The following is a 25,000-nucleotide window of genomic DNA, read 5'->3' on the forward strand; positions in this document are numbered from 1 at the left end:
GCTTAACTGAACGGTATTGGGTTTAGGTGTGTCGGCCCTGTGGTGTGGGCCGGTGGGTTCCCGGGGTCAGGCGCCGGGCAATGGGCCGACGGAGCCGATGTACTCCTGGGCCTCCGCGTCCGGAAGCCGTACGGACTGCGCCCAGTAGTAGATCAGCAGGCTGAACGCGGCGACGACCGCCATGTCCCACCACAGGGGAAGGGCACCGGTCGCGCCGCAGGAGACCGTCGAGGCGGGCCCCGTGCTGCAGTAGCCGCCCTGCCAGGAGATCAGGCCCAGGCCCAGGAGATACACCGGCAGCCACTGCGCGGAGCGCCAGTCCGGGTGCGGGAGTCTCGGGTTGACGCGGGACAGTGCCGAGGCCCCCAGCAGCAGATAGCCGAGCACGATAGCGAGGCCGAGCCGCCACAGGGTGTCCCACCCGGCCCAGTAGATGATCAGGTTGGACACGATGAAGGCGACGGGGGCCCAGAACATGCCGCCGCGCAGACGGTACGGACGGTACCGGTCCGGGTCCTGTTTGCGCAGAGATCCGAGGGCGAGCGGAGCGCCCGCGTACATCAGCACGCTGGCGGAGGTGACAAAGCCGATCAGTTTCTGCCAGGTGGGGAACGGCAGAAAGATGATCAGCCCGACGGCGAAGGCGAAGAGCAGGCCGAACCAGGGCACTCCGCGTGCGGTGGTGCGTTCGAAGACCGCGGGCACATAGCCGTTGCGGGAGAGGCCGTAGGAGACCCGGGAGGCGGCGGCGGTATAGATCAGGCCCGTGCCGGTGGGCGAGACGACCGCGTCGATGTAGATCAGGGCGGCGAGCCAGCCGAGTCCGGCCGACAGGGCCAGACCCGCGAACGGGCCCGCTTTGTCGGTGAAGGCCAGATCGGACCAGCCGTGGGCGAAGGCGCTCTGCGGCAGGGCCGCGATGAAGGCCGTCTGGAGCGCCAGATAGATGAGGGCACCGATGAGGATCGAGCCGATGACCGCTCGCGGAATGTCCCGTGCCGGGTTGCGGCTCTCCCCGGCCAGTTGGTCGGCCTGTTCGAAGCCGAGCAGGGCGAAGATGATGCCGCCGCTGCTGACGGCGGAGAGGACTCCCTGGGCGCCGAAGGGGGCGAAGCCCTGGTGGCCGAAGTTGCCGCCGTCGAAGGTGGTCGCCGTCAGGACGACGACGGTGACGACCGGGACGGCGACCTTCCACCAGGTGGCCACGGTGTTGGTGCGGGCGAGCCAGCGGACGCCGAAGAAGTTGATGACGACGAAGAAGGCCATGAAGGCGACGGCCAGACCGTAACCGGCGGCGGTGAGGCGGTTCTCTTCCGTCTGGATCCAGTCGGCGTGGACGCTGAGGTAGTTCAGCGACGCCATCACCTCGATCGGCGCCGTGGCGACCGCCTGGAGCCAGGAGAACCAGCCGAAGGACGCCCCGGCGACCCCGCCGAAGGCGTAGTGCGGAAAGCGCGCCGTGCCGCCCGCGACCGGGTACATGGCGCCCAGTTCCGCGTGGACGAACGCCAGGACGGTGATCGCGAGGGCCCCGATGCCCCAGGAGACGAGGGAGGCCGTCCCTGCGGCCTGCGCCGCGAACAGGGCGCCGAACAGCCAGCCGGAGCCGATGATGGATCCGACGGAGGTCCAGATGAGGCCGATCAGTCCGATGTCCCGTCGTAGGCCCGGGTTGCCGAACATCTCTACGGGTGGTCTCGACATCTGCGGACGCCCTCGCTCCGGTGGGGGACGCGGCGGGGAGCATGCCTGACGCGTCTGCGGCTTGCCCTTCCCTTGTCCCGGCGGTGCCCGGGCCACTACGGCACGGCGGGAATGCACCCCGAATGGAGCGCACCCACGAGGCCCAAGCCGCACGCGCGGGGGCCGGTCGGCGGACTCCCGCCGGAGGGCGAGGACGATCTCCTCGATGCCGAACATCAGCAGCACCTGGGCCTGCGATCCGGAGCGGGAGGCCCCTGGGTGGCCAATGCCGTTCGTAGGGTCGCGTACAGCGGTCCCCACTCGCGTCGGGCGAAGGCGGCCACGATGGTCAACGACGGGTCTCCAGCCGTTTCCGGTTGAGCCATTTCGGCAGGCCCGGGGCCTCCAGGAAGCCTTCGGCGCGGGCGCTCGCGATCCCGATGCGCAGCAGATCGGCGTTCTTCTCGAAGAGGAGGAAGCGCGGTTCCCAGGCGGGGCGGTACTTGGCGTTGGCGCGGTAGAGCGATTCGATCTGCCACCAGCGGGAGCAGAAGGTCAGCAGCGAGCGCCACAGCCGCAGGACCGGCCCGGCGCCGAGCCGGGATCCGCGCTCGAAGACGGAGCGGAACATCGCGAAGTTCAGCGAGATCTGATGGAGCCGCAGATCCGGTGCGCGCTGGATCAGCTCCAGGATCATGAATTCGAACAGACCGTTGTCGGAGTTCCGGTCGCGCCGCATGAGATCCAGCGAGAGCCCTTCGGCGCCCCAGGGGACGAAGCTCAGCAGGGCGCGCGGCCGTCCGTCGGCGTCGTGGCACTCCAGCATCACACAGCGGCCGTCGCCCGGGTCGCCGAGCCGGCCCAGCGCCATGGAGAAGCCGCGCTCGGTCGCCCCGTCGCGCCAGTCGTCGGCCAGGCCGACCAGCTGGGCCATCTCCTGAGGCGGGACGTCTTCGTGGCGTCTGACGCGTACGGAGTATCCGGCGCGCCGGACGCGGTGGTGGGCTTGGCGGACGTTGCGCATGGCGCGGCCGTCGAGGGTGAACTCGTGGGTGTCGACGACGGCTTCGTCGCCCAGCTCCAGGGCGTTCAGATCGTGCCGGGTGTAGACGGTGCCGCCCGCCTCGCTCGCTCCGATCACCGCCGGGGTCCAGCCGTGTTCGCGGGCCTGGGTCAGCCAGCGGTCGATCGCTCCCGGCCAGGCCTCGGGGTCGCCGATCGGGTCGCCGGAGGCGAGCGAGACGCCGCCGGTGACCCGGTAGGTGACGGCGGACTTGCCCGTCGGCGACCAGATGACGCTCTTGTCGCGGCGCAGCGCGAAGTAGCCGAGGGAGTCGCGGGCGCCTTGCTTCTCCAGCAGGGCACGCAGCCGTTCCTCGTCATCCTCGGTGAGCGGGTCGACGGCGCGGCGCGATCTGAACGCCGCGTGCAGCACCAGCAGGATCAGTGCCGTGCTCATCAGATTGATGAGCACATTGGCCCAGCCGGGAGTGATGATGCCCTCGAAGTGGATGTCCTCGGCGCTGAGCGAGAACATGCGCAGGACGCCGTAGTGCCAGCGGTCCAGGAAGCCGGAGCGCCCGGGGTCCGGGTCGGTGTTGGTCACGGAGACCATGGCGGCGGCGAGCAGCGAGCCCACGGCCAGCCCGGTCACGCCGACCGTCGCCGCCAGTCTCGGATTGGAGCGGTCGCCCTTCGCGTAGAACTCGCGCCGCCCGGTGAGCAGGGCGGCGACGAAGAGCGCGGTCGCCAGGAACGCGATCCAGTTCTGCGCGTGCTGCTGGTAGACCGGCAGGCTCAGACGCAGGGCGGTCAGTGCCAGCGTCAGACCGCTCAGCACGAGATTGAGCATCCACGCGATCCGTTTGCGCCGCCGCATGGTGACCGCCAGGAACAACGACAGGGCGCCGGAGAAGAAGCCGGCGGTCAGCAGGTAGGGCGTGACGTACTGGTCCTCGTGCCGCCGGATGTCGTTCCCGAGGGTCACCCACACCGCGGCGAGGAAGTTGAGGAAGGCGACGACGCGCAGATACCAGACCGCGAAGGCGTAAGAGCGCCGTGGCCATGTGGTGGGATCGCCACCCGCCTGCGGACTTGGTCGGACACGCCCCATGGGGGCAAGCCTAGAAGGCGCGGGCGGCGAAGGCGCTCACCGGCGGCGCGGTGAACGAGTGAGCTTGCCGTCCGGGCGGACGCGCCGGACGGGGCTCGAGCGCATCGGAGTCCGGCGCCGACCGGGCGCCCCGTGCGGTGTGCCGGTCGATCCGGTCGTCCCGCCGGACGAGGCTCCTGCCGATGTGGCCGCGTGACGCAGGGAGGACCTTCGGATCATGAATACCGGGTCACACCAAGTTGTCAGCAGCGCCGGCGACGCCGACATGTCCACCTCCGACGTCGCGCGGCATCAGGACCCGGCCGGACCCGAAGATCTCTGTTCCGGCAGTCGGCCCATCGGCCGGCTGCCGTATGCTCCGGACTCGTGAGCCGCGGCCTCAGGGTGCACTGTGGAAGACATGGACCTCGGACAACGCCTTGCCGCTGTGAGGCAGCCATGGCAACGGAACCACGCGCTGCTCGCGATACCCGTGGTCCTCATCGTGGTGATCATGGTCGTCGACATCCTGGCCCCCAGCGACGTTCACCTGGGACCGTTGCTGGTGATCGCGCCCGCGCTCACCGCGTCTTTCGCCGGCCCCCGGACGACCGCGCTGATCGGCGTGCTGGCCATCGCCGCCCAGGCATACATCGGGCTGCATTTCGGGGCGCTGTTCTCCCGGACCGTGGTGGTGCAGTTGATCGCCCTCGCCGTGCTCTCGTGTCTGATCGTGGTCTTCTGCGCCGTGCGCGAGCGAAAAGGCAGAGAGCTGGCCCAGGTGCGGTCGGTGTCCGAGGCCGCCCAGCACGTCCTGCTCTGGCCGCTCCCGGACCGGATCGGCCCCCTGCAGACGGCGTGCCTGTACCTGGCAGCGGAGGACGAGGCTCAGATCGGCGGCGACCTGTACGCGGCCACCCGCACCGAGAACGGGGCCCGCGTGATAATCGGCGACGTGCGGGGCAAGGGACTGGCCGCCGTCGGCGAGGCCGCCCTGCTGCTCGGCGCCTTCCGCGAGTCCGCCCACCAGCAGACCACCCTGCCCGCCCTGGCCGCCGCCCTGGAACGCAGCGCCCGCCGCTACCTGCCCGACTTCGCGCCGCAGGACGAAGCCGGAGAATCCTTCGTCACCGCCCTGCTCCTGGACATCCCGGACCAGGGCCACCTCGCGCGGATGACCAGCTGCGGGCACCCGGCTCCCCTGCTGCTCGGCCCTGGCCACACCGTCACCCTCCCTGACCTGCACCCCGCTCCCCCGCTCGGCGTCGGAGCGGGAGGGGCAACGCCGGACGACTACACCCTCGACGAGGTGCCGTTCGAGCCAGGCAGCACCCTTCTCCTCTACACCGACGGCGTCATCGAGGCCCGCGACCGCGCCGGCGGCTTCTACCCCTTCGCGCGACGCGCCGCCCAGTGGACCGACAGCACTCCCGAGGTCCTGCTCCACCACATCCGGCGCGACCTCCTCGCCCACGTCGGCGGGCGCCTGGGCGACGACGCCGCTCTCATCGCCCTCCACCGCGCGCCCACGCGCTGACCACGCAAGAACCATCCCCCGCTGACCGACCGCCGTGAGACCAAACGGGCCAGGGGCCGCCGCGGAAAGTCCCGGTGTGAGACCGGCCTGCCGGACGTGATGCGGTCAGGCCTCCGGGTACTTCGCACGTGCCGGCCGCTACGAGACCCAGGGCGGCTCAGGCCTGCGATGTGGTCAGGAAAAGTTCAGGCGGGGGCTGACAGCGTGCGGTTCCATGACAAACGACATGTACGCGTCCGGTACGCGCTCCAGGCAGCGGCAGATGCTGAACAAGGTTCCGGAGGTGACGCTCTACTTCTGGGTGATCAAGGTGTTGTGCACCACCGTCGGCGAGACCGCGGCGGACCTGCTCAATGACAACCTGGGCATGGGGCTGACCAACACCTCCTACCTCATGGGGGCCCTGCTGGTGGTGTCCCTGGTCTTCCAGTTCAGGGCGCGGGCGTATGTGCCCGGCGTGTACTGGCTGTCCGTGGTTCTGATCAGCGTGGTCGGCACGCTGATCAGTGACAATCTCACGGACAATCTGGCTGTTCCGCTGGAGACGACCACGGCGGTCTTCGGCCTGGCCCTCGCCGGCACGTTCATCGTCTGGTACGCCAGTGAGCGGACTCTGTCGATCCACTCGATCCTCAGCACGCGCCGTGAGGCGTTCTACTGGCTGGCGATCCTGTTCACGTTCGCGCTCGGTACGGCGGCGGGGGACCTGGCGGCGGAGAAGCTGAATCTGGGCTACTGGCTCTCCGCGGTGGTGTTCGCGGCGCTGATCGCGGCCGTGGCCGTCGCGCACCGGACGCTGGACTTCGACGCGGTGTGGTCGTTCTGGATCGCGTACGTCCTGACTCGGCCGCTGGGTGCTTCGCTGGGTGACTATCTGTCGCAGCCAGTGGCGGACGGCGGTCTGGGGCTGGGCACGGTCGGGACCAGCATGCTGTTTCTCCTGGTCATCCTCGGCCTCGTCGTCTTCCTCACCCGTACCCGACGCGACGTGACGCAGGAGGCTGCCGTCAGCCCGCAGGAAGGGTGACCTCGAAGCGGGCACCGGGCGCTTCGGTATCGAGTGCGATGTCCCCGCCGGCAGCGCGGGCCAGGCGACGGGCCAGGGCCAGGCCCAGGCCCGCGCCGTCGTGTCCGTCCTGGGGGTGGGCGCGGCGGCCGGGTTCGAAGAGCGAGGCGGCGAACGTCTCGGGTACGCCCGGGCCGTCATCGTCGACGTACACCGTGACTGCGCCTTCGCGTCGGGTACAGCCGAGGGTGATCGACCGGGCGGCATAGCGGCGGGCATTGTCCAGCAGCGGTACCAGAATGCGTTCGGCGACCTCCTGAGAGACACCGATGTCGATGTGCGAGCCCGTACCACCGGCGAGGGGACGGTCTGTCACGACGGTCACCTCGGGGGCTCCGGCGGGGGCATGGGAGGCGCTGAGCCAGGCGAGGTGGTGGCCGAGTTCCGGGAAGCTGCAGCGGCCTGGTGTCTGCGCGTTGCGGGTCCTGGCCTCGGAGAGCAGTGAGTCGCAGATCTGCTGCATCCTGGCAGCGGCCCTGGCGATGCCCTCCAGTGAATCCGCCGATTCCTGCTCGCTGCGCGGCCGGGAGGTGAGCCAGTCCGTCTCCGCGGTGATCCTGGACAGCGGGGTGCGCAGCTCGTGGGAGAGTTCGGCTGCCTGCTGCTGTTCGTGGCGCAGCACCGCGGCCAGGCGGTCCAGGAGCGCGTCGAGACTGCCGGCGAACGCGGCGAGTTCCGTGGGTCTGCCCTCGGAGCCGAAGCGTTCCGGTGCGCCCGCCGCGCTCCACCGCGTTGCTTGGTCGCTCATCGCGGCGACGGGACGGAGAGCACGCCGCACCGCGAGACGAGTCAGCAGGTAGAACGTCGCCAGCAGCAGTACAGCCAGGGCTATGGATCCGACCAGTGCGGTCTCGGCGGTGTTGCGGTACGGATCGAGGCTCAGAGCGCTCACCACGGTGCCGGCCTGCGTGGACGCGTGGCCCTGAGCGGCGGGAGTGTGGAGAGGGAAGGCGTACAGCCGCCAGGGCCCAGGGCTCTGGGCGTCGGCGAACGCCTTTCGGCTGCCCGCCAGGTGCTGTGCCTGGGCGTCGAGGGCGGCCGGTGCACCCGGGGGCTCCTCGATCACCCTGTCGCCCCGGAAGATCCAGACCCCGGCGTCCAGGGCCCCGTCCTCGGTGGGCTCACGAACGACGAGCCGGCCGTCGGAGCGTACGTCCACAGTGGCCGCCACCGCCTCCGCCCGCGTGCGCAGGACATCGTCCGCCTGCGCGTGCAGTCGCTGGTCCAGAGCCAGATTGAACACGGTGGTCAGGACCCCGATCCACAGCGCGCTGGTGGCGAGGGCCATCAGAGCGAGGCGTCCGCGCAGCGTGCGGGGGCCCCGGAGTGCCGGGTACATGCGAGTGGCCTTCATCCGAAGCGGTAGCCGACACCGCGGGCCGTGCTGATGGTGCTCGGGCTGTCCGCCTCGCGCAGCTTGCGCCGCAGCCGGGCCAGATACTGGTCCAGGGTGTTGTCGCTGACCTGGGCGCCCTCCGGCCAGGCGGCCCGGACCAGGGTGCGACGCCGTACCACCGCTCCGGGATCGGCCAGGAGACGTGCCAACAGCCGGAACTCGGTGGGCGTGAGCGCGACGGGCCGCTCCCGCACGGTGAATTCGTGGCGTACCGGGTCCAGCAGCACCGTACCGGCAAGGTCGCTGAGTGTCTGGGTGTGGCCGGCGCGGTGCAGCACCGCGCGTACGCGGGCGGCCAGTTCGCTCAGGTGGAAAGGCTTGACGAGATAGTCGTCGCCTCCGGAGGCGAAACCCGAAAGCCGGTCGGTGAGGTTACCGTGCGCGGTCAGGAAGATCACGGGCACGGCGATGCCCGCCCCGCGCATTGCCTGGCACACGTCGCGTCCATCGGAGTCCGGAAGTCCGATGTCGAGGACGACCGCGTGGACGGTTTCGTCGGCTGCCTTGAGCGCCGAGGCGCCGTCGGTGGCGGTCACGACGTCGAAGTTCTCGTCGCGCAGTCCCCGGGCCAGGACATCGCGTAGTCCGTGGTCGTCCTCGACGACGAGAATGCGGGCAGCGGTCATCGGCCCAGTATGGCCGGGTTCGCACGTCGGTTCCGGTGGGAGGCGGGGCGGCGGACGGCGGTGTTCAGGTTGTGTTCAGGTGACGGGACTGCTCGCGAAGGTCAGCAGCGGCGAGAACGAGGCGGTGGTGAGCTTCGCCGCACTTCACCGAGTGACCCTGACACCGCTGCTCAGGCACGGGTTCCGGCGGCTCGATCTCGACGGCTGAAACATGACACCGAGAGCTGCGGCTCATATCTGGTCGTACTCAAGAGCTGCTCCGAGTGAATTCTTCGATCCAGATCACCGTGGTGAAATTCACGTCCAGTGAGACGGTCGTGGCGTTATGCGGTTTGTGGTGCCGGCTCCCTGCGCCTGGCCGGATCGTTGGTCCACGCCATCCGGGGGATCTCGGGTGGTCGGGGCGGCGGCCGAAGCGTTCGGGGTGGCGGGCGTATGCCTCAGCGAGGGTGACAGCCCGCTGGTCGCGGACCTCCTCGTTGGTCCCGAAGTGGACGCCGGCCGGCGTGTGCCTGCCGGTGCCCGAATGCCGGTGCTCATGGTTGCGGTACGCGATGAAAGCGTGCACCTTCCGGGTCGGCAGGAGGTCCCGACCTCGTGGCCACCCGCCCGAGTCGTGGCGCAATCCATGGCGCCGGGCGAATGCGGCCGCCTGTGCCTACGCGGCTTGTGTCCTTGAAGGGGCATCTGGTCCGGCGGTGGAAGACTCTAGACGCATTAGCCATCTTCTTCGCATATCGACCGACGAGGAGCCAGCAGTGGAGAGTGATCCCTTCTCCGCGCAGGTCACCATCAGCCTGAGCGTCAACGGGAACGAACAGCATTTCCACGGCGACGCGCGGACGACCGTGCTCGACCTGCTGCGCGAGGTGTTCGGGCTCACCGGAACCAAGAAGGGGTGCAACCGCGGCGAGTGCGGTGCCTGCACCCTCCTGGTCGACGGCGCGCGGGTCAACGCCTGCATGATGCTGGCCGCCAGTGCTGACGGACGAGTCGTCACCACCATCGAGGGACTCGCCACAGGCGACGAACTCCACCCCGTGCAGCAGGCTTTCATCGATCACGACGCCTTCCAGTGCGGATTCTGCACCGCGGGGCAGATCATGTCCGCGGTGGGTTGCATCCGGGAGGGCCGCACCACGTCCGACGAAGAGATCCGGGAGTGGATGAGTGGCAACATCTGCCGCTGTTCTGCCTACCCGCAGATCGCCGCCGCGGTGGCGGCAGCGGCGAAGGAGACGGTCTGACATGCGGTCCTTCTCGTACGGTCGCGCCCGCTCTCTCGAAGAGGCCCTGACGCTCGCCCAGCGAACGGATGTGACTCTGCTTGCCGGCGGTACCGAACTGCTCAACTGGGCCCGGATCGGTATTCACCGGCCGGAACGCGTCCTCGACATCAGCCGGGTCCCGGGCCTCACCGGTATCACCGCGCTGGAATCCGGCGGGTTGCGCATCGGCGCGCTGACGAGCCTCAATGCGGTCGCTCTGCACGCGGAGGTCCGGGAACGCTATCCCGTGCTCTCCCAGGCCATTGTGCAGTCCGCCTCGGCGCAGCTGCGGAACCTCGCGACCATCGGCGGAAATCCCGTGCAGCGTACCCGGTGCGCCTACTTTCGTTCCGATGTCCCGGTGCCGTGCAACAAAAGAGAGCCCGGCTCCGGATGCGCGGCGCTGAACGGTATCAACACCCGCCACGCGATCTTCGGCTGGACCGAGCAGTGCGTAGCCACGCATCCTTCCGATCCCGCGGTCGCGCTCAGCTGTCTGGACGCTGTCTACGTCACCGAGCACGTCGAGGGTGGACGGCGCCTGCCGGCAAAGGACTTCCACGTTCTGCCCGCCGAGGACCCCTGCGCGCACAACGTACTGCGGCACGGTGAGGTGATCACGGCGATCGAGGTGGGGCCGTCCGCGCCCCGGTCCGCCTACGTGAAGGTCAGGGAGCGCCAGAGCTACGAGTTCGCGCTGACTTCCGCCGCCGCGGTGGCGGAAGTCCGGGACGAAGTGATCACCCGGGCGCGCATCGCTCTGGGCGGAGTAGCGATGCGGCCCTGGCGCCTGGAGCGGGCGGAGGTATCGCTGGTGGGTCTGACCGTAGGTTCCGCCCAGGTCAAAGTCGCCATCACGAGTGCCTTCGATGACGCCCGGGCCCTGTCGTCCAACGCGTTCAAGATTCCGCTGTCGCGCAACACGGCACTGCGCGCCTTCCAATTGGCGGCGAGAGTCTGATGAATTCGAGCACGTCCGTTCCCCGCCTCGACGGTCCCGCGAAGGTCACCGGCGCGGCCCGGTACACGGCTGACCACAACGAGCCGGATCAGCTGCACGGCGTCCTTGTCGGCGCACCCGTACCGGCGGGCCACGTCCTCGGCATCGACAGTGCCGACGCGCTGCGGCAGCCCGGCGTCCGTCATGTACTGAGCGCCGCGGACATGCCGACCGCGCACGCGGATCTGGCTGCCGCGAGCAGCCCGCCGCTCGCCTCGCTCTTCCTGCCCATGCAGGGTCCCGAGATCCATTACAGCGGGCAGCCGGTCGCGATCGTACTGGCGGAAACCCTCGAAGCAGCCGAGGGCGCGGCCTCCCTCGTGCAGGTGCGGTGCCGCACCGATGAGTTCACGGTTCCCGACAGCGCACCCGCCACCACCCCCTCACCCAAGAGCGGCTACAACGCGATCGGCAAGGTGCGATTCCGCAAGGGTGACGCCGAGGCCGCCGTCGCCGCCTCTCCGGTCCAGGCCGGCGGTGAATACCTTCAGCCGGCCCGCCACGCCAACCCGATGGAGCCGTCGGCCGTTCTGGCCGTCTGGAACGACGACCGGCTGACCGTCCACGACGCCGCACAGCACGTCTACGCGGTGCGGTCGAACCTGGCCGCCGCCTTCGGTATCGATCCCGGCAAGGTCCGCGTGCACTGCCGTCACACCGGGGGCGGCTTCGGCGCCAAGGCGTACGTCTGGCAGCACGAGATTCTCGCCGCCATGGCGGCCAAGGTCGTCGGACGACCGGTGAAACTCGTGCTGACCCGCTCGGAGATGTACACGATCGTCGGCTACCAGGCACGCATGCGACAGAACGTCAGACTCGGCGCGGCAGAAGACGGCCGCCTCACCGGCGTGGTCCACGAGGTCGACAACACCACCGCGGTGACGGACGACTACATCGAGTTCGGCAGCGCACCCTCCGGATCGCTCTACGCGACCCCCGCCATCCTGCTCGGTCAGAAGGTGCGCCGGGGAAACGTGAATCTGCCGACTTTCATGCGCTCACCCATCGACGGCCCCGGCACCTGGGCTCTGGGCTCGGCGATGGACGAGCTGGCGCGGGCACTGGACATGGATCCACTCGATCTGCGCCTGATCAACCATGCCGATGCCGATCCGTCGGACGGCCGTCCGTGGTCGTCGAAGAAGCTCAAGGAAGCCTACGCGGAGGGAGCGAGGCGATTCGGCTGGCGCAAGCGCGGGCGCGGCGGAACCCGTGACGGGGACTGGCTGCTCGGCTGGGGCATGGCCGACAGCACACAAGGCCAGTTCCGGTTCCCGTCAGAGGCACGGGTACGCCTCGCCGCGGATGCCACCGCGCGGCTCGAAGCGGGATACACCGACATCGGAGCGGGGTCCGCCACCATCTTCCCGCAGATCGCCGCGTCCGTCCTCGGCCTGCCACCCACGGCGGTGCGTGCGGCCTCGGGAGACAGCGATCTGCCGTTCGCGGGCCCGACGTTCGGTTCCGGGACCACGATCGGGATGGGTGCGGCCGTCCAGGACGCCGCCCAGAAGATCATCAAGCAGCTCGCCGACCTGGCGGGCTGGCCGGCCGGGGACGTGCGCGCGGAGGACGGGCACCTGATCCACGGCACGCGCTCCCGCTCGCTCCTGGACGTCATGAGGGACGCCCGAGTGGACGAACTGATCGGCGACGGCGCTTTTGGCCTGCCGGGCGGGGCGCCCGCCGATGCCGGTGATGCCGAACGGGCGACGCGCACCTTCGGCGCCGTGTTCGTAGAGGTGGGTGTCGACCCGGATCTGGGACTGCTGAGGCTGCGGCGAGCGACCGGGGTCTACAGCGTAGGCCGCGTCATCAACCCGCGAACCGCCCGGTCCCAGATGATCGGCGGCATCGTCTGGGGGTGGGGCATGGCGGCCATGGAAGCCAGCCTGTACGAGCCGAACCTGGGCCGGTGGCTCTCCACCGACCTCGCCGGCGTACCTCTGCCCGTCAACGCCGACATCCCGCCCGCCATCGACATCGCTTTCATCGATGAGTTCGACGAGTACGCCGGCCCTCTCGGGGCCAAGGGCATCGGCGAGCTGGGAGCCACAGGTGTCGCCGCCGCTGTCGCCAACGCCGTCTATGACGCCATCGGGAAACGCGTCCGCGACCTGCCCATCACACCGGAGAAGCTGATCGATCTGACGATGTAGGGCGTGAGGACCGGGGAGGGCAGCGTCCGGGCCAGGTTCTGTCCGGCGGATCACCCGGGCCGCACGGCCCCGCACGCCTCGCGTCGCCCGCGGGGAAGGTCGCTCCGGGCAATGGCGGAGATCCGCCGCCGCCCTGTCCACCGGCCGAGGAGCGAGAACAGATGTCCGTGGCCGTGCAGATCGGCGCCCCCTGAGAGCTGGCCCCCGCGCCAGCCGGTCCGCCTTGCCGCCGTCGTTCAGACCGCCGGCTCCGGCCATCGAGTCGTCCACGGTCCAGTCCCAGCCGACCTTGACCCATGTCTCGAGCGTCCCCTCGCCGAGCATGCCGTGTCCCCGTACTCCCGAAGGACGACATCGCAGAACAGGCACTGAACCGCGCGGCCGTGGGCAGTGGTCATACCGGCTGTCCGCGGCCGCGCTGCCGGCTCAGCGGACGTTCACCGTCACCACGTCAGAGGAGTGCAAGCGCACGGGATTCTGGTCGTGAGTGCTGGTCAAGCCGTACAGCACGGCACGGAATTTCAGCTTGCCGCGGCGCGCGGACGTGCCATGTGCGGTGACCCGGGCATCGCCCTTGACCGCAGCGCTGCAGTTCTCCTGATGCCACCCCTCGCCGAAGCCGTTCTCCTCCAGGCACAGCTGATGCAGGTAGCCGGCGCTGTCGTCGCCGCCGTGCGCCTCGACCGTGATGGTCTTGCCGACATGGGCCGTGTGCGGCGCCGTGATGTCCACAGCGCCCTTGGCGAACGCCGGCGCTGCGGCCAGAGCCACTGAGGCCAGACCCAGCGCACCGATCACAGCCACCCGGCCGCCCCGCGCCTTCATCCCGGTCTTCTTCGTCCTGGTCATGGGCTTTCCTCCCGCAGATCCCCCACATGGTGAGACCCACCCCTTCGCGAAGGCGCCCGGTGCGCCTCGCTGATCACCCACACGAGCCGGCCACTCCGCCCGGTTGCACTTCACCCGGCGGTGTTACGAATCGATGACAAAACCCGCTGACCATACCCAATCCCACCAACAGCCACCAAATTACTTCTCGCAAGCGGCAGCTTGCCGGCCTACGCGGTCCGATATCGCAATCAGGCACTCAACTTGATCTTTAACCGGGGCCCGACGAGTCCTCGTCCTTGATCACCCGGCCCGGTAACTGCCGTAGCGCAGGCGGCCTTCGGCTGACCATGTGATCCGGCCACCAAGCTCGGCTACGAGCACCTGCGCCGCCACGACCTCCGGCACACCGGACTGACCTGGTCGCCGACTCAGGCGTCCAGGTCCATGTCCTGCGCCGGATTGCCGGCCACGGTTCACTGACCACCGCCCCGCACTACCTGCACCCGGAGTACGCGAGATCACGGCAGCCGGAGCAGCGCTCTCCGTACACCTCAGTGCGCTCCGCGCGCCGCCTTCGCTGCCGAGCCCGATCACCCCACCCGCTGACACCGGTCAAGGACACCGGTCCCCAACCGGTCCCCAGAAACGATCAAGGGCCGGTATCGAATTTCTCCGATACCGGCCCTGATCTGCGACTCTTTCGAGTCGGGACGACAGGATTTGAACCTGCGACCCCTTGACCCCCAGGAGTAAGAGTCAAGGGTATTTTCTGGATATAGCAGACTTAATCCGGGTGCAGACAGTGCACACAAAGGTCCGTCGTGCGCTGTCGCGCACACCGTGTGGTCCCCAACTGGTCCCCAACTCCATCACCACCACCCAACTCGCCATGGCCCAACTGCCGAAACACCTGCGGCGGGGCCGGCAGACCTTGATCCGCACCGACTCCGCCGGAGGCACCCACGCCTTCCTCGACTGGCTCACAAGGCCGGGCCGGTGGCTGTCGTATTCCGTCGGAATGACCATCACCGAAGCCATCCACCAGGCCGTGCTGAAAATCCCGAAGCGGGCATGGACACCGGCTTATGACGCGGGCGGCACCGAGCGGCCCGGCGCCTGGGTCGCGGAGATCACCGACATGCCCGACCTGGCCACCTGGCCGAAGGGCATGCGGCTGATCGTCCGCAAGGAACGGCCGCACCCCGGCGCCCAGTTGCGCTTCACCGACCTCGACGGACTGCGGCTCACCTGCTTCGCGACAAAACCAAAGGCGACCGGCTCGCCGATCTCGAACTGCGTCACCGCAGGCGGGCCCGCTGCGAGGACCGCATCCGCAACGCCCGCGACACCGGCCTGCGCAACCTGCCCCTGCACGACACCGCGCAGAACCAGATCTGGCTGGAGATCATCTCCATCGCGCTCGACCTCCTCGCCTGGATGCCGATGCTCGCCCTGACCGGTGAAGCCCGCCGCTGGGAACCCAAACGACTTCGCCTGCGACTGTTCTCCGCCGCCGCGCGACTCGTGAACACCGGCCGCCGCCGCTGGCTCCGCTTCACCGCTCGATGGCCCTGGACCGACGTCATCACCCAGGCAATCGATCGACTCCAGGCCCTGCCGAACCCCGGCTGACCAGCCACACCGACCGTCCCAACAACCCGCACTGCCCCCGGAGAGTGGAACCCGGCGCCCACCCGACGCGACAACCGGGCCCTCGCCCTGCCTCACCACCGGAAAACCGTCATCCCGCAAAAGCAGAGCCTCCGTCAGCGAACCGACGAGGACTCATGAACGATCGAGGTTAGTGTTCCAGTACAGTCGCTGGAACAAGCGCCGCCAGCGGCCCCGAGGCTGCATGAAATCTGTACGGGGCCCCAGACGATCACAGAGCAGAACCGCCACTGGGGGATACGTCATGACGGACCGCGAGGTGGCACTCGCCACGCTTCACCATCACCTCTCCCGCGCCCAACGCTACCCCGCGCTCATCTTCAGCGATGCCACGCTCGAGGCTACCCGAGCTCTAATGCGCGTAGCCGACCCCGAGAAGGATCTCGATGCCGCCCACACCATGGGCTGGTATCACTGGCAGCGCTCCCTTGCCCTTCCAGCAGGACGGGATGAGGAAGACCAGATAGCAGCAGTTGGCCACTTAGTGCGCTTCTACCAGGCGCGCCCCGAGTTAGCTTCCGCAGCCCTAGAGCGTGTGGTGCATCAGGCGGGCCCCATCAGCCTTGTGACTACCGGACTACTGCTTGTCATGGACCGCTACGCCGATAAGCTTTTGGCCACCTTCAGCGAGTCCCGTCAGGAACAGTTGCTCGACATGGCCATCGTCCAATTCCGCGCGATGCTCGCGGCGATGCCCAAGCATTTTCCCACCCGGCCCTCAAACCTGAACGGTCTAGGGCTTGCGCTTGGTTTCCTTTTTGAGGACACCAAGGAGCTGAGCATGGCACAGGAAGCGGTCGAGGTTCTGCGAGAAGCGGTCTGTACCGCCTCGATAGATCACCCCGAACGCGCCATTTCGCTGGGTGGCCTGGCGGCCGCTCTTGCGCACTTGTACGGGTGTACCCAGGAGGTGGAGTTGCTTGAAGAGGCTGCGCGGATGGCGCGGGAGGCATCAGCGATCACGCCTTTTGGCCACCCCTACCGTCCGCAGGCCCTCTCCACTCAGGGGTATGTACTCCACCTCTGGTGTGCACGAACAAACGAGTTGAGTACCGCTCAGGAGGCGGTCGAGGCTCTGCGGGAGTCCCTCGCCACCACACCCCGTGATCACCCAGAGCGCTGTTATCGGCTCAGTAACTTGGGGGCAGTCCTCCTACGCGTATCCACTCACACCCGAGAGAGAGCTACGGCCGAGGAAGCAGCTCGAGTCCTGCGGGAGGCAGTAGCCAGGACACCTGGCGACCATCCCCTGCGCTCTGCCCGACTGGGCATTCTGGGCGAAGCCCTGCTACGTGTCTCCGAGTACACAGGACGGGCAGAGTGAGCCGAAGCGGCAGCCGACTGGAGCGCTCTGTTCAGATCAGACCAGATGCGGAAGCGATCGTGGTTCGGGTACGGAGTTGGCGGGTGAGTGCGTCGCCGAGGATGGGGCTGAGGGGGCCGTCGTGGTCGATGCCGAGTTGGGCAGCCAGATCTGTGGCGTGGAGACGTGCGGCGGCTTCCAGTAGCTGGGCGTAGGTGTCGGTTGCGCTGCGGACGCGGTACCTGACAGTCAGGGCGAGGACGGCGGCGAGTGGGGCGGCGGGCCACCACCATGCGGTCAGCGGGGCATACAGCAGGGCCCAGCCGCCCAGGGTGGTGGCGCGGGTGAGGGCCTGTTCAGCGGAGGCGATCTCTGTACGGGTGTTCTCGGGCAGTGTCAGCCACAGATGCGGCCACAGGAGGGCCAGTTCCAAGTGATGGTCACGGTTCAGACGTACGGTGACCGCGTGGATGCGGTCACCGCTCCAGGTGGGCCGGGCCGGCTCCTCCGCGGCGATGTGGTGCATCGCACTGTGCGCTACCCGTCGCGGAGCGGGATTGGCCCGGCGCCCATCGAGTGCCAGGGCACGTGCATCGGCATCCAGCTGCTGCTGGTAGCAGCGTGCGGCCGTGGTCCAGCGGGTGAGCCGCCGGGCAACACGCATGTCTGCCCACTGCCGCAACGGCCTTGGCCAGACGTGCCAGTTAGCAGCAAGGATGGTGCGCTGGAGCAGTGTTCCCAGGCTCTGGGCCGCTAGCCCGGATATCGCTGCAGCAGCGATGACCGCGCTGAGCAGCACGGCTTGGCCGCCGAAGGTGGTCGCGGCGGAGGTCTGTGCCCAGTGGGTGATCTGGCTGGTGAGGCGACGGGCGTCTAGGGCGTGGGCCTGGCCGAGAGTGATGGCGGCCGTGACGATGGCCAGGAAGAGCGCTCCGGGCAAGACCAGCAAGGTCAGCCACCGCTCAGCGAGCTTCTGCCCAAGAGCGCCCAGGAACCCGCCCACGCTACAGCCGTTCTCTGCGCAGAGGCCGGCCGCTGATCCGGCAGGGCAATGTGCCAGGGCCGTCGGGCCAGTCGAAGCGTGAACACTGGCTTGTCGGGCAGAGCAGCACCGACTCGTCCGGCATGGAGGGGGTGACCCCATGCGGGGTCACCCCTCGAGTACGCCCGTAGACGCCTGCGGCGTCACCTGCGGCCAACAGGGCCTGGTGGAGCGCGTCCAGCGTTGGGGTGATCTCCTCTCCATCACACAGCGCTGACATCAGGCGATCTAGCGGGGCCGCGCCGTCAAGTCCGTACATCAGGGCCGAGCGGATGCTGTCCAACTGGGTGCATACATAGGCGATGTCGTCGCGCGACTCTATGCTTCGCCTGTCGGGCCGATCAGTCACACGCTCCCCGTTCCTCATCAATGCCGTGCTGGCGTATACGGAGCGCAGAGCACGGCACGGGCTTCTCGCTTGGACGCGACCATACTGTTCGAACTCGGTGTCACAAAGCAATGGCGCTTCTACTGTGGTGGGTGAGTGGTAGTGCCGTTACGGGGAGAGGGACCATTGAACGAACGCGACGCGATGCTGGAAGCGGTCAGGGCTCGGCTGGGGCGCGTGGCTGCCACACGGGGCTGGACCGCGGTACTGGAGCCGTCCGCGCTCGACGAAGCACAACGTCTGGCCCGGTGCGTCGCCACACCCATGGCCGATCTGGAGGCCGAGCACGCCCTGGGGTGGCTGTTCTTCTATCGTGCCCAGGCTCTAACACCTGATTCCGACTGGGAGGATGCGCTTGCCTTCTTCAGCGGATGTTTCATCGCTGGGATAGAACCCCTGCCACAGTCGCTACTGTCTACCCTCGCCGACCGGGCTGGCCCCGGTGCGACGAATCTACTCCGGATTGCGTCCCAAACCAATGACCCCGAGCTTGTGAAGTGGGCGGTGGAACTGTGGAGGCGGATTCTACACAATATCCCTGATGGCCACCCGAATCACAGTGCCGCTTTGAACAACCTCGGTAACGGCCTGGAGATGCTCGGCAAACATACCCGGAGTCCAGAGGACCTGGACGAGGCCGTAGAAGTGGCCCGGACCACCGTCCGCATCACTGCCGGCGATCACCCCGACCGGGGTGTCTCTTTGACTCTCCTCGCCAACGTGCTGCTGGGCCGGTTCTCGGTCTCGGAGAGCCCAGCAGACCTGGACGAGTGTATTGAGACGGCCCGGGCCGCCATCCGGACCTTGTCCGACGACCGCCGTGTCAGTCCCTTGACCAACCTTAGTAACGCCCTGATGCACCGATTCCAGCGCTGGGGCGTGCCGGGAGACCTGGACGAGGCGGTCGAGGTGGCCCGCGTCGCCCTACGCGCTGCCAGTGACGACCACCCCGACCACGTTATCCTCCTGACCAATCTCTCCAGGGCCCTGAGGCACCGGTTTGAAAGTTCGGGGAGCATAGCGGACCTCGACGAGGGCGTGGAGCTAGACCAGGCGTGCGTGGAAGCGATGCCGGACCGGCACCCCGGCCGTGCGACGGCCCTGTCTCGCCTCGGCGCCACCCTGGCTATGCGGTTCGAAATCACCCAAGGTCTCGGTGATCTAGACATGGCGTTGGAGGCGCAACGCGCGGCCGTTCGAGCCACCCCCGAAGTTCATCCCCGGCGCGCAGACCAACTGGGCAGGCTCAGCGACCTTCTTCAGCGTCGGCTCAGCCGTTCCAAGAACCCGCAAGACTTGGACGCGGCAGTGGACGCAGCCCGGGCTGCCGTAGCGAGCGCCCCCGGCAATCACCCAGAGCACACGGCCTTCCTAACGGTCCTCGGCAGTGCCCTTTTGGCTCGCTACTACATCACCCGGGAACCTGGTGATGTAGATGAGGCGACAGACCTCCTCAGAACCGCGCTTCGGACTGTCCCCGAAGACCACTATGCGCGGACTGCTCTCCTGAGCACCTTCAGCAAATTGCTTATGACCCGCTCCCTTCACTCAGGGGATGTCAGCAAGTTGGAAGTGGCCGTGAAGGTATCTCGTTCCGCGCTCTGGGCTGTCCCGCAAGGTGATCCCCGTCGCGGCCAAGCCCTGGTCAACTTGGCCGAACTTCTGGTGGGTTGGTACAAGTGTGGCGGGGACCTAAGTGCTTTGACCGAGGCGCAGTCCATGATGGAGCAGGCCGTCGACGTAGCTACAGCCGCACCGTCGTTGCGTGTGCACGCGGCGCACGCGGCAGCCAGCCTCCTGGCCTCCTCGGACCCCGGTCGTGCCGCCGATCTGTTGGAACGGGCAGTGTTACTCCTGCCGCAGATGGCCCCGCGGCGGCTACCACGCGCTGACCAGCAGTATGCTCTCGCCCGCGACGCCGCTAGCCTAGCCGCCGACGCGGCTGCTCTGGCGCTCACTGACACCACAGGCGATGCGCAGGGGCGGGCCGTGCGGGCTCTGCGCCTGGCGGAGGCCGGGCGAGCGTCGCTGCTATCCCAGGCGTTGGAGACCCGCAGTGACATGACGGCTCTGCGTAGCGCGCATCCTGATCTGGCCGAGCACCTAACCGAGCTCCGCGAGCGGTTTGACCGGGAGAGCCCTGCAGGGGCGGTCATAGGGAACGCCGACGGGGTCGCAATCACAAATCACACGCGCCACCGGTTGGCGACGGACCTGGACGAGCTGCTGAGGCGTATCCGGTCCTGTGAGGGCTTCGCCGGTTTCGGTCTGCCACCGAGTCCCGAAGCGCTCCTAGCCGAAGCCGAACACGGCCCCGTTGTGACCTTCAATGTCAGCCCGTTGCGCAGCGATGCGCTCTTGCTCACCCGCTCCGGTATCTCCTCTTGTTCGCTGCCCGAGCTAAGTAAAGACGCGGTACAAGACCGGATCAACGTCTTCTACCGGGCGCTGTCTGAGGCAACCTCGCCCGACGCTGACCGAATCGCAGCGCAGCGGACTCTGCGAGAGACCCTAGAATGGCTCTGGGAAGCCGCCGTCGAGCCGGTGCTCTCCGCCCTAGAAGATATGGGTGAGGCACTTCTCCCGGGCCAGGACGATTCATCACTGCCGCGAGTGTGGTGGGTACCGGGCGGACTCCTCGGGCTGCTGCCGCTGCATGCTGCAGGTTTCCACACCGACCTTGGACCGGAGCGGCACCGCCGCACCGTCCTGGACCGGATGATCTCGTCCTACACCCCCACCGTACGGGCCTTGCACTATGCTCGTAGCCGCCAGCCTCGGACCGCCGGCCAGTCCCTAATCGTCGCCATGCCGACCACTCCCGGTCATAACCCACTGCCGCACGCAGCGGAGGAGGCCCGTCGGATCCAGGCCCGCCTCTGCCGCCCTGTCCAGCTCACCGAGCCTGCCGTTGCCCCGGACGGCGCTCAGCTCCCCGTGGGCGTCGGCTCACCGACAGCGGCCGCTGTCCTTGCCCGTCTTCCGCAGTGCGCTATTGCCCACTTCGCCTGCCACGGCGTCAGCGACCGCACCGACCCTTCCCAGAGCCGACTGCTCCTACACGACCATGCGACGACACCATTGACTGTCTCCGCGCTTACTCAAGTCGACCTCGCCTACGCGCAGCTCGCATACCTGTCCGCATGCAGCACTGCTGATCCCGGCAGGCTCGATCTGATCGACGAGTCCATCCACCTCACCAGCGCCTTTCAACTCGCTGGATTCCCCCACGTGGTCGGGACCCTGTGGCCGATCGACGACCGGCTCGCCGCCGAGATCGCCGAGTCCTTCTACACCCGTCTAACCCCGGTCTCGCCCGGAAATCCCGATCCCACTCAGTCCGCAGCCGCGCTGCATTTCACCATCCGCGCCGTACGCGACCGTTATCCGGCCACCCCCTCCCTGTGGGCGGCCTACCTACATGCCGGTGCGTGATCAACTGAACCGCCCCGGGTGAAGTGGAGGCTCGATTTCATGTAAGGATTGAGTCATGGCACGACCTTCCCGTTACCCGCTTGAGCTCCGCCGTCGTGCGGTGCGCATGGTCGCTGAGGTGCGCGACGACCATCCGAACGAGACGGCCGCCTTGCAGGTGGTCGTGGACAAGCTCGGCATCGGTTCGCGCGAGACGCTGCGGAACTGGGTGAAGCAGCAGGAGATCGACGCGGGGACACGTCCGGGGACGACTTCGGAGGAGTCGGCCCAGCTCAAGGCGCTGAAGAAGGAGAACGCCGAGCTGAAGCGGGCGAACGAGATCCTGAAGGCGGCGGCGAGTTTCTTCGCGGCCGAGCTCGACCGGCCACACACGCGCTCGTAACGTTCATCGACGAGCACCGGGACCGCTTCGGCGGCGTCGAGCCGATCTGCAGGACGCTCACCGAGCACGACTGCAAGATCGCCCCTTCCACCTACTACGCCCACAAGAAACGCCTCGAAACTCCCTCCGCCCGCTCCGTACGCGACGAAGAACTCAAAGAGCGCATCCAGCAGGTCTACGCGTCCAACTACCGCGTCTACGGAGCCCGGAAGATCTGGCGCGAACTGAACCGGCAGGGACACACGGTGGCCCGCTGCACCGTCGAGCGCCTGATGCGCGAGCTCGGCATCGCCGGAGCGGTGCGCGGCAAGCGCGTCATCACCACGATCCCCGGCGGCCAGGCCGAGCGGGCCCCGGACCTGGTCGACCGCGACTTCGTCGCCGCCGCCCCGAACCGTTGCTGGGTAGCCGACTTCACCCACGTGAAGACCTTCGCCGGCGTCGTCTACGTCGCGTTCGTCGTGGACACCTTCTCGCGCCGGATCGTGGGCTGGTCGGCCGCCACGGTGAAGGAGACGGTGTTCGTGCTGGACGCCCTGGAGATGGCAATCTGGCAGCGCGACCGTGACCAGCACCCCGTCCAGCCGGGCAAGTTGATCCATCACTCGGACGCCGGGTCGCAACCCGGACTCAATCGGTTGTCGCAACACCGGCTTCTTGAGTCAAGAGTAGGTGTTCGTTGAGGGCTTCAGCGGGTGTCTTCCATCCGAGGGTTTTGCGGGGGCGGCTGTTGAGGGCGAGTGCAACGGCTGCGAGGTCGTCTGTCTGCCATCGGGACAGGTCCGTGCCCTTCGGAAAGTACTGCCGCAGCAACCCATTCGTATTCTCGTTCGTGCCGCGTTGCCACGGGCTGTGCGGGTCCGCGAAGTAGATCTCGAGGCCGGTGTCGACGCGGAGCCGGGCATGCTGTGCCAGTTCTTTGCCGCGGTCCCAGGTCAACGAGCGACGCAGCTGCTCGGGCAGCGTGGTGATCGTGGAGGCGATCGCGTCCCTGACGGCCTCGGCACCCAGACCGGCGAGCGCCGGCCCGTTCTTCACTCTCGGCTCGGTGTCAAAGCGCTCGGCGCCCAGAGCTCACGGCGACGCGGATGACCCGTTCGCGGGGCTGGTCTTCTGCCGACCCGACGGCCGCCCGCTCGGGCCGCACCTGGTGCTCGACCGACTCCACCGACTGTCCGAGGAAGCCGGCGTCCCCCGGGTCACGATCCACGACCTACGGCATCTCGCCGCCACCATCACCATCTCCGCTGGCGTTCCGCTCACCGTGGTCTCCAAGACGCTGCGGCACTCCACCCTGTCGACCACCGCGAACCTCTACAGCCACCTCACCCAACAGGCCGCGCACCAGGCCGTCGACACCATCGATCACGTCCTCAGCGGCGCCCAGCAGCCGGCGGTCCGTACGGACCGGCCCGCGCGGCTGCGACCACCGCGCGACCACATCCACCGCCACCGCGAAGCCCTCCACAAACTCCGCTCCCCCGCACCACCCGCCACCAGCACCCAGGCGAACCAGCCCCGGCCCAGGCATGCGACCACACTGCGACCACCACGCCCCGGGACGCACGAAAAGGCCGCCCTCTCATGAATGAGAGAACGGCCTCCGACCTGCGTTTCCGCATGGTCGGGACGACAGGATTTGAACCTGCGACCCCTTGACCCCCAGTATTTTCTGGATATAGAGGACTTAATCCGGGCGCGAGTTGTGCGTGTAGGCATGCATCGTGCACCACCGCGCGTAGCGTGTGGTCCCCAACTGGTCCCCACGCGCCCCCTTTTCATTGTCCGGCCGACGCCTCGCGCGAGCACCTCAAGCTCCTTCGAGATCGCACCCCCCCGACCACCTACGGGGTCATCAGGGTGGCCCCGGGGCCGGGTCATAGGGTTGAGGACCTCCGCTGCCGTTCCCACGTAACAGCCAAGAGTGCGCTCGCTCGGTCACGTAGCGGTCCACGCCAGCCGCGATCTCGGCCTTTGCTTCGACCCTAAGCGGGCGTCCCAGAGCACCCGTTCCCCTCTCCTTCCTCGAACGATGCGGTGCCAGTAGAACCAGCTACTGTGGCGGCGCACCGGATTACTCGGGGAGGGTGACGGGGATGGCAGCCAGCAATAGGTACGGCGCCCTGTGCGCCGCCGAGTTGTGCGCGACCTATGTGCCGCCGGGTGCCGGCATTCTGGTCCGTGGCGAAATCGGCTGGCTGACCTATTGCCCCGACGACGACCCTGCCCTTGGGCCCCGCAGATTCTCGGCCAACCCCGATGAGCGTGACCGTGAGCCGATGATCGCCTTCCTTCTTGCTCGCCTTGACGAGGAGGAGGCCACTGCCGGAGCCGCAGGTATCACCCATTGGCGGCATTGGCCGGCCCGTAGTCAGAGGGTCGTCGACGACCACGACGAGCTGGTTGTCGCCTGTCCGCTGCGGGATGTTGCCGATCAGATCGCCACTTGGGGGCCAATGTCAGCCGTGGCGAACATCGAAGCCCGCCGTATGGTGCTGGATCTGTACGAACAAGCCGCACTGGGGCCCGCACGCAACGCCCTCCGCCAGGCGGTACAGGCGCTGGTGATGACCTACCGCGATCATGTGGACTACGACATCTCATGGACTCTGCGCCAACAGCTGTAGTCTCGCGCCCCGAGTCAGGTGGACCGTAGAGTCGGGTAAGTGCGATACGAACAGAAGGCATTGCTGCCACGCCCTGAAACGTTCGCTGACGAGAAGGCCCTCGGTGCCTTCGTTCTGGGCAAGTTGGACCAGTGGTTCCACATTGAGGAGCAGGTGCCGGGATGCTATTGGACCGGCGAGGAAACCCGAATCGACGCCGTGCTGAAGCCGCGCGATGCGGACGGCTGGCACGATGCCGAGCCGGCCGTCGGCATCGAGTTCAAGAACCCGACTCCGGACACAGGCACCGGCGAACGCTACGGCTGGGTCGCACAGGCCGTCGGATACACCCACTGCCAATGGCAGGGATACGACAGGCTCGGCATCTTCCTCTGCCCCTCCCCTCTCAGTTGGCTCCTGTCTCGCGCCAATCAGGTCGCCACCGCCCGTCAGCGACGTATCAGCCCTGAAGCACTCGAGGAGGAATGTCACCGTGAAGTTCCCCCTCTGAACTG

Annotated in this window: 19 protein-coding genes, 1 tRNA gene and 3 pseudogenes; 15 read left to right on the forward strand and 8 right to left on the reverse strand. The window is 67.8% G+C overall.

The window, feature by feature from the left end; genetic code table 11:
• Positions 1-66 precede the first annotated feature (66 nt).
• Positions 67-1,704, reverse strand: coding sequence for an APC family permease (locus tag J1C73_RS11680; protein ID WP_207316307.1), 1,638 nt, complete (start codon positions 1,702-1,704; stop codon positions 67-69).
• 328 nt (positions 1,705-2,032) lie between these two features.
• Positions 2,033-3,796: a phosphatidylglycerol lysyltransferase domain-containing protein gene (locus tag J1C73_RS11685; RefSeq protein WP_207316308.1), complete on the reverse strand. Its 1,764-nt coding sequence runs from the start codon at positions 3,794-3,796 to the stop codon at positions 2,033-2,035.
• Between the two features lie 400 nt (positions 3,797-4,196).
• Here J1C73_RS11685 and J1C73_RS11690 point away from each other — a divergent pair, with 400 nt between their 5' ends.
• Both J1C73_RS11690 and J1C73_RS11695 read left to right on the forward strand, forming a co-directional pair.
• On the forward strand, positions 4,197-5,312 hold the full coding sequence (locus J1C73_RS11690) for a PP2C family protein-serine/threonine phosphatase (RefSeq protein WP_207316309.1): 1,116 nt from the start codon (positions 4,197-4,199) through the stop codon (positions 5,310-5,312).
• 214 nt (positions 5,313-5,526) lie between these two features.
• Positions 5,527-6,339: a COG4705 family protein gene (locus J1C73_RS11695; RefSeq protein WP_207316310.1), complete on the forward strand. Its 813-nt coding sequence runs from the start codon at positions 5,527-5,529 to the stop codon at positions 6,337-6,339.
• Here the strand turns inward: J1C73_RS11695 and J1C73_RS11700 are convergent.
• Together J1C73_RS11700 and J1C73_RS11705 are read right to left on the reverse strand one after the other, a co-directional pair.
• Positions 6,320-7,717 carry an ATP-binding protein gene (locus J1C73_RS11700; protein ID WP_207316311.1) on the reverse strand — a complete coding sequence of 466 codons (1,398 nt, stop codon included), beginning with the start codon at positions 7,715-7,717 and terminating at the stop codon, positions 6,320-6,322. The genes J1C73_RS11695 and J1C73_RS11700 overlap by 20 nt on opposite strands.
• Positions 7,718-7,728: 11 nt before the next feature.
• Positions 7,729-8,400 carry a response regulator transcription factor gene (locus J1C73_RS11705; protein WP_207316312.1) on the reverse strand — a complete coding sequence of 224 codons (672 nt, stop codon included), beginning with the start codon at positions 8,398-8,400 and terminating at the stop codon, positions 7,729-7,731.
• A 79-nt stretch (positions 8,401-8,479) separates the two neighbouring features.
• Here J1C73_RS11705 and J1C73_RS35475 point away from each other — a divergent pair, with 79 nt between their 5' ends.
• The 4 genes from J1C73_RS35475 to J1C73_RS11720 all read left to right on the forward strand — a co-directional run bounded on the left by J1C73_RS35475 (position 8,480) and on the right by J1C73_RS11720 (position 12,827).
• Positions 8,480-8,608: a hypothetical protein gene (locus J1C73_RS35475; protein WP_278186541.1), complete on the forward strand. Its 129-nt coding sequence runs from the start codon at positions 8,480-8,482 to the stop codon at positions 8,606-8,608.
• Between the two features lie 550 nt (positions 8,609-9,158).
• The gene (locus tag J1C73_RS11710; RefSeq protein ID WP_372446677.1) at positions 9,159-9,647 is read left to right on the forward strand and encodes a (2Fe-2S)-binding protein; all 489 of its coding nucleotides are present in this window, start codon (positions 9,159-9,161) and stop codon (positions 9,645-9,647) included.
• A gap of 1 nt (position 9,648) precedes the next feature.
• Positions 9,649-10,629 carry an FAD binding domain-containing protein gene (locus J1C73_RS11715; protein ID WP_207316314.1) on the forward strand — a complete coding sequence of 327 codons (981 nt, stop codon included), beginning with the start codon at positions 9,649-9,651 and terminating at the stop codon, positions 10,627-10,629.
• A complete protein-coding gene (locus J1C73_RS11720; protein ID WP_207316315.1) occupies positions 10,629-12,827 on the forward strand; it encodes a xanthine dehydrogenase family protein molybdopterin-binding subunit in 2,199 nt (732 codons plus the stop codon). Before J1C73_RS11715 ends, J1C73_RS11720 begins: the two co-directional genes overlap by 1 nt.
• 426 nt (positions 12,828-13,253) lie before the next feature.
• Here the strand turns inward: J1C73_RS11720 and J1C73_RS11725 are convergent, their stop codons facing one another.
• On the reverse strand, positions 13,254-13,676 hold the full coding sequence (locus J1C73_RS11725; RefSeq protein WP_207316316.1) for a hypothetical protein: 423 nt from the start codon (positions 13,674-13,676) through the stop codon (positions 13,254-13,256).
• Between the two features lie 333 nt (positions 13,677-14,009).
• Between J1C73_RS11725 and J1C73_RS35710 the strand changes: the two are divergent.
• Positions 14,010-14,250 (forward strand): annotated as a pseudogene (locus J1C73_RS35710) (tyrosine-type recombinase/integrase); the annotation flags it as partial.
• A 113-nt stretch (positions 14,251-14,363) separates the two neighbouring features.
• Here J1C73_RS35710 and J1C73_RS11730 read toward each other — a convergent pair.
• Positions 14,364-14,450, reverse strand: a tRNA-Lys gene (locus J1C73_RS11730).
• A 73-nt stretch (positions 14,451-14,523) separates the two neighbouring features.
• Here J1C73_RS11730 and J1C73_RS11735 point away from each other — a divergent pair.
• Both J1C73_RS11735 and J1C73_RS11740 read left to right on the forward strand, forming a co-directional pair.
• Positions 14,524-15,290 (forward strand): annotated as a pseudogene (locus J1C73_RS11735) (transposase); the annotation flags it as partial.
• A gap of 283 nt (positions 15,291-15,573) precedes the next feature.
• Positions 15,574-16,653, forward strand: a complete 1,080-nt coding sequence (locus J1C73_RS11740) for a hypothetical protein (protein ID WP_207316317.1) — start codon at positions 15,574-15,576, stop codon at positions 16,651-16,653.
• Between the two features lie 31 nt (positions 16,654-16,684).
• On the opposite strand, the gene J1C73_RS11745 is transcribed toward J1C73_RS11740, so the two are convergent.
• A complete protein-coding gene (locus J1C73_RS11745; protein ID WP_207316318.1) occupies positions 16,685-17,581 on the reverse strand; it encodes a hypothetical protein in 897 nt (298 codons plus the stop codon).
• A 607-nt stretch (positions 17,582-18,188) separates the two neighbouring features.
• Here J1C73_RS11745 and J1C73_RS11750 point away from each other — a divergent pair.
• From J1C73_RS11750 to J1C73_RS11760, 3 genes are read left to right on the forward strand one after another with little or no spacing between them, the layout of a single operon-like run.
• Positions 18,189-21,497: a CHAT domain-containing protein gene (locus tag J1C73_RS11750; RefSeq protein ID WP_207316319.1), complete on the forward strand. Its 3,309-nt coding sequence runs from the start codon at positions 18,189-18,191 to the stop codon at positions 21,495-21,497.
• A 55-nt stretch (positions 21,498-21,552) separates the two neighbouring features.
• A complete protein-coding gene (locus J1C73_RS11755; protein ID WP_207316320.1) occupies positions 21,553-21,879 on the forward strand; it encodes a transposase in 327 nt (108 codons plus the stop codon).
• 5 nt (positions 21,880-21,884) lie between these two features.
• Positions 21,885-22,562, forward strand: coding sequence for an IS3 family transposase (locus J1C73_RS11760; protein ID WP_307797668.1), 678 nt, complete (start codon positions 21,885-21,887; stop codon positions 22,560-22,562).
• Here J1C73_RS11760 and J1C73_RS11765 read toward each other — a convergent pair.
• Positions 22,510-22,923 (reverse strand): annotated as a pseudogene (locus J1C73_RS11765) (IS30 family transposase); the annotation flags it as partial. The gene J1C73_RS11760 and the pseudogene J1C73_RS11765 sit on opposite strands and share 53 nt — an antisense overlap.
• Positions 22,924-22,927: 4 nt before the next feature.
• Here J1C73_RS11765 and J1C73_RS11770 point away from each other — a divergent pair.
• The 3 genes from J1C73_RS11770 to J1C73_RS11780 all read left to right on the forward strand — a co-directional run.
• Positions 22,928-23,467: a tyrosine-type recombinase/integrase gene (locus J1C73_RS11770; RefSeq protein ID WP_307797666.1), complete on the forward strand. Its 540-nt coding sequence runs from the start codon at positions 22,928-22,930 to the stop codon at positions 23,465-23,467.
• Between the two features lie 508 nt (positions 23,468-23,975).
• Entirely contained in the window at positions 23,976-24,506 is a 531-nt protein-coding gene (locus tag J1C73_RS11775; RefSeq protein WP_207316322.1) for a DUF6221 family protein, read from the forward strand.
• 39 nt (positions 24,507-24,545) lie between these two features.
• Positions 24,546-25,000, forward strand: a 455-nt coding sequence (locus J1C73_RS11780) for a hypothetical protein (RefSeq protein ID WP_207316323.1), incomplete at its 3' end; no start/stop codon positions are given.

Origin of the sequence: Streptomyces laculatispora (genome assembly GCF_017353455.1) — a bacterium.
GTDB classification, from domain to species: Bacteria; Actinomycetota; Actinomycetes; order Streptomycetales; family Streptomycetaceae; genus Streptomyces; species Streptomyces laculatispora.

Bases quoted from the DNA above. Each gene is read 5' to 3' on its own strand.
- J1C73_RS11695 (WP_207316310.1), top strand. From the start codon at position 5,527: ATGACAAACGACATGTACGCGTCCGGTACGCGCTCCAGGCAGCGGCAG.
- J1C73_RS11715 (WP_207316314.1), top strand. From the start codon at position 9,649: ATGCGGTCCTTCTCGTACGGTCGCGCCCGCTCTCTCGAAGAGGCCCTG.
- J1C73_RS11680 (WP_207316307.1), bottom strand. From the start codon at position 1,704: ATGTCGAGACCACCCGTAGAGATGTTCGGCAACCCGGGCCTACGACGG.
- J1C73_RS11725 (WP_207316316.1), bottom strand. From the start codon at position 13,676: ATGACCAGGACGAAGAAGACCGGGATGAAGGCGCGGGGCGGCCGGGTG.
- J1C73_RS11690 (WP_207316309.1), top strand. From the start codon at position 4,197: ATGGACCTCGGACAACGCCTTGCCGCTGTGAGGCAGCCATGGCAACGG.
- J1C73_RS11700 (WP_207316311.1), bottom strand. From the start codon at position 7,717: ATGTACCCGGCACTCCGGGGCCCCCGCACGCTGCGCGGACGCCTCGCT.
- J1C73_RS11775 (WP_207316322.1), top strand. From the start codon at position 23,976: ATGGCAGCCAGCAATAGGTACGGCGCCCTGTGCGCCGCCGAGTTGTGC.
- J1C73_RS11740 (WP_207316317.1), top strand. From the start codon at position 15,574: ATGACGGACCGCGAGGTGGCACTCGCCACGCTTCACCATCACCTCTCC.
- J1C73_RS11705 (WP_207316312.1), bottom strand. From the start codon at position 8,400: ATGACCGCTGCCCGCATTCTCGTCGTCGAGGACGACCACGGACTACGC.
- J1C73_RS11685 (WP_207316308.1), bottom strand. From the start codon at position 3,796: ATGGGGCGTGTCCGACCAAGTCCGCAGGCGGGTGGCGATCCCACCACA.
- J1C73_RS11755 (WP_207316320.1), top strand. From the start codon at position 21,553: ATGGCACGACCTTCCCGTTACCCGCTTGAGCTCCGCCGTCGTGCGGTG.
- J1C73_RS11720 (WP_207316315.1), top strand. From the start codon at position 10,629: ATGAATTCGAGCACGTCCGTTCCCCGCCTCGACGGTCCCGCGAAGGTC.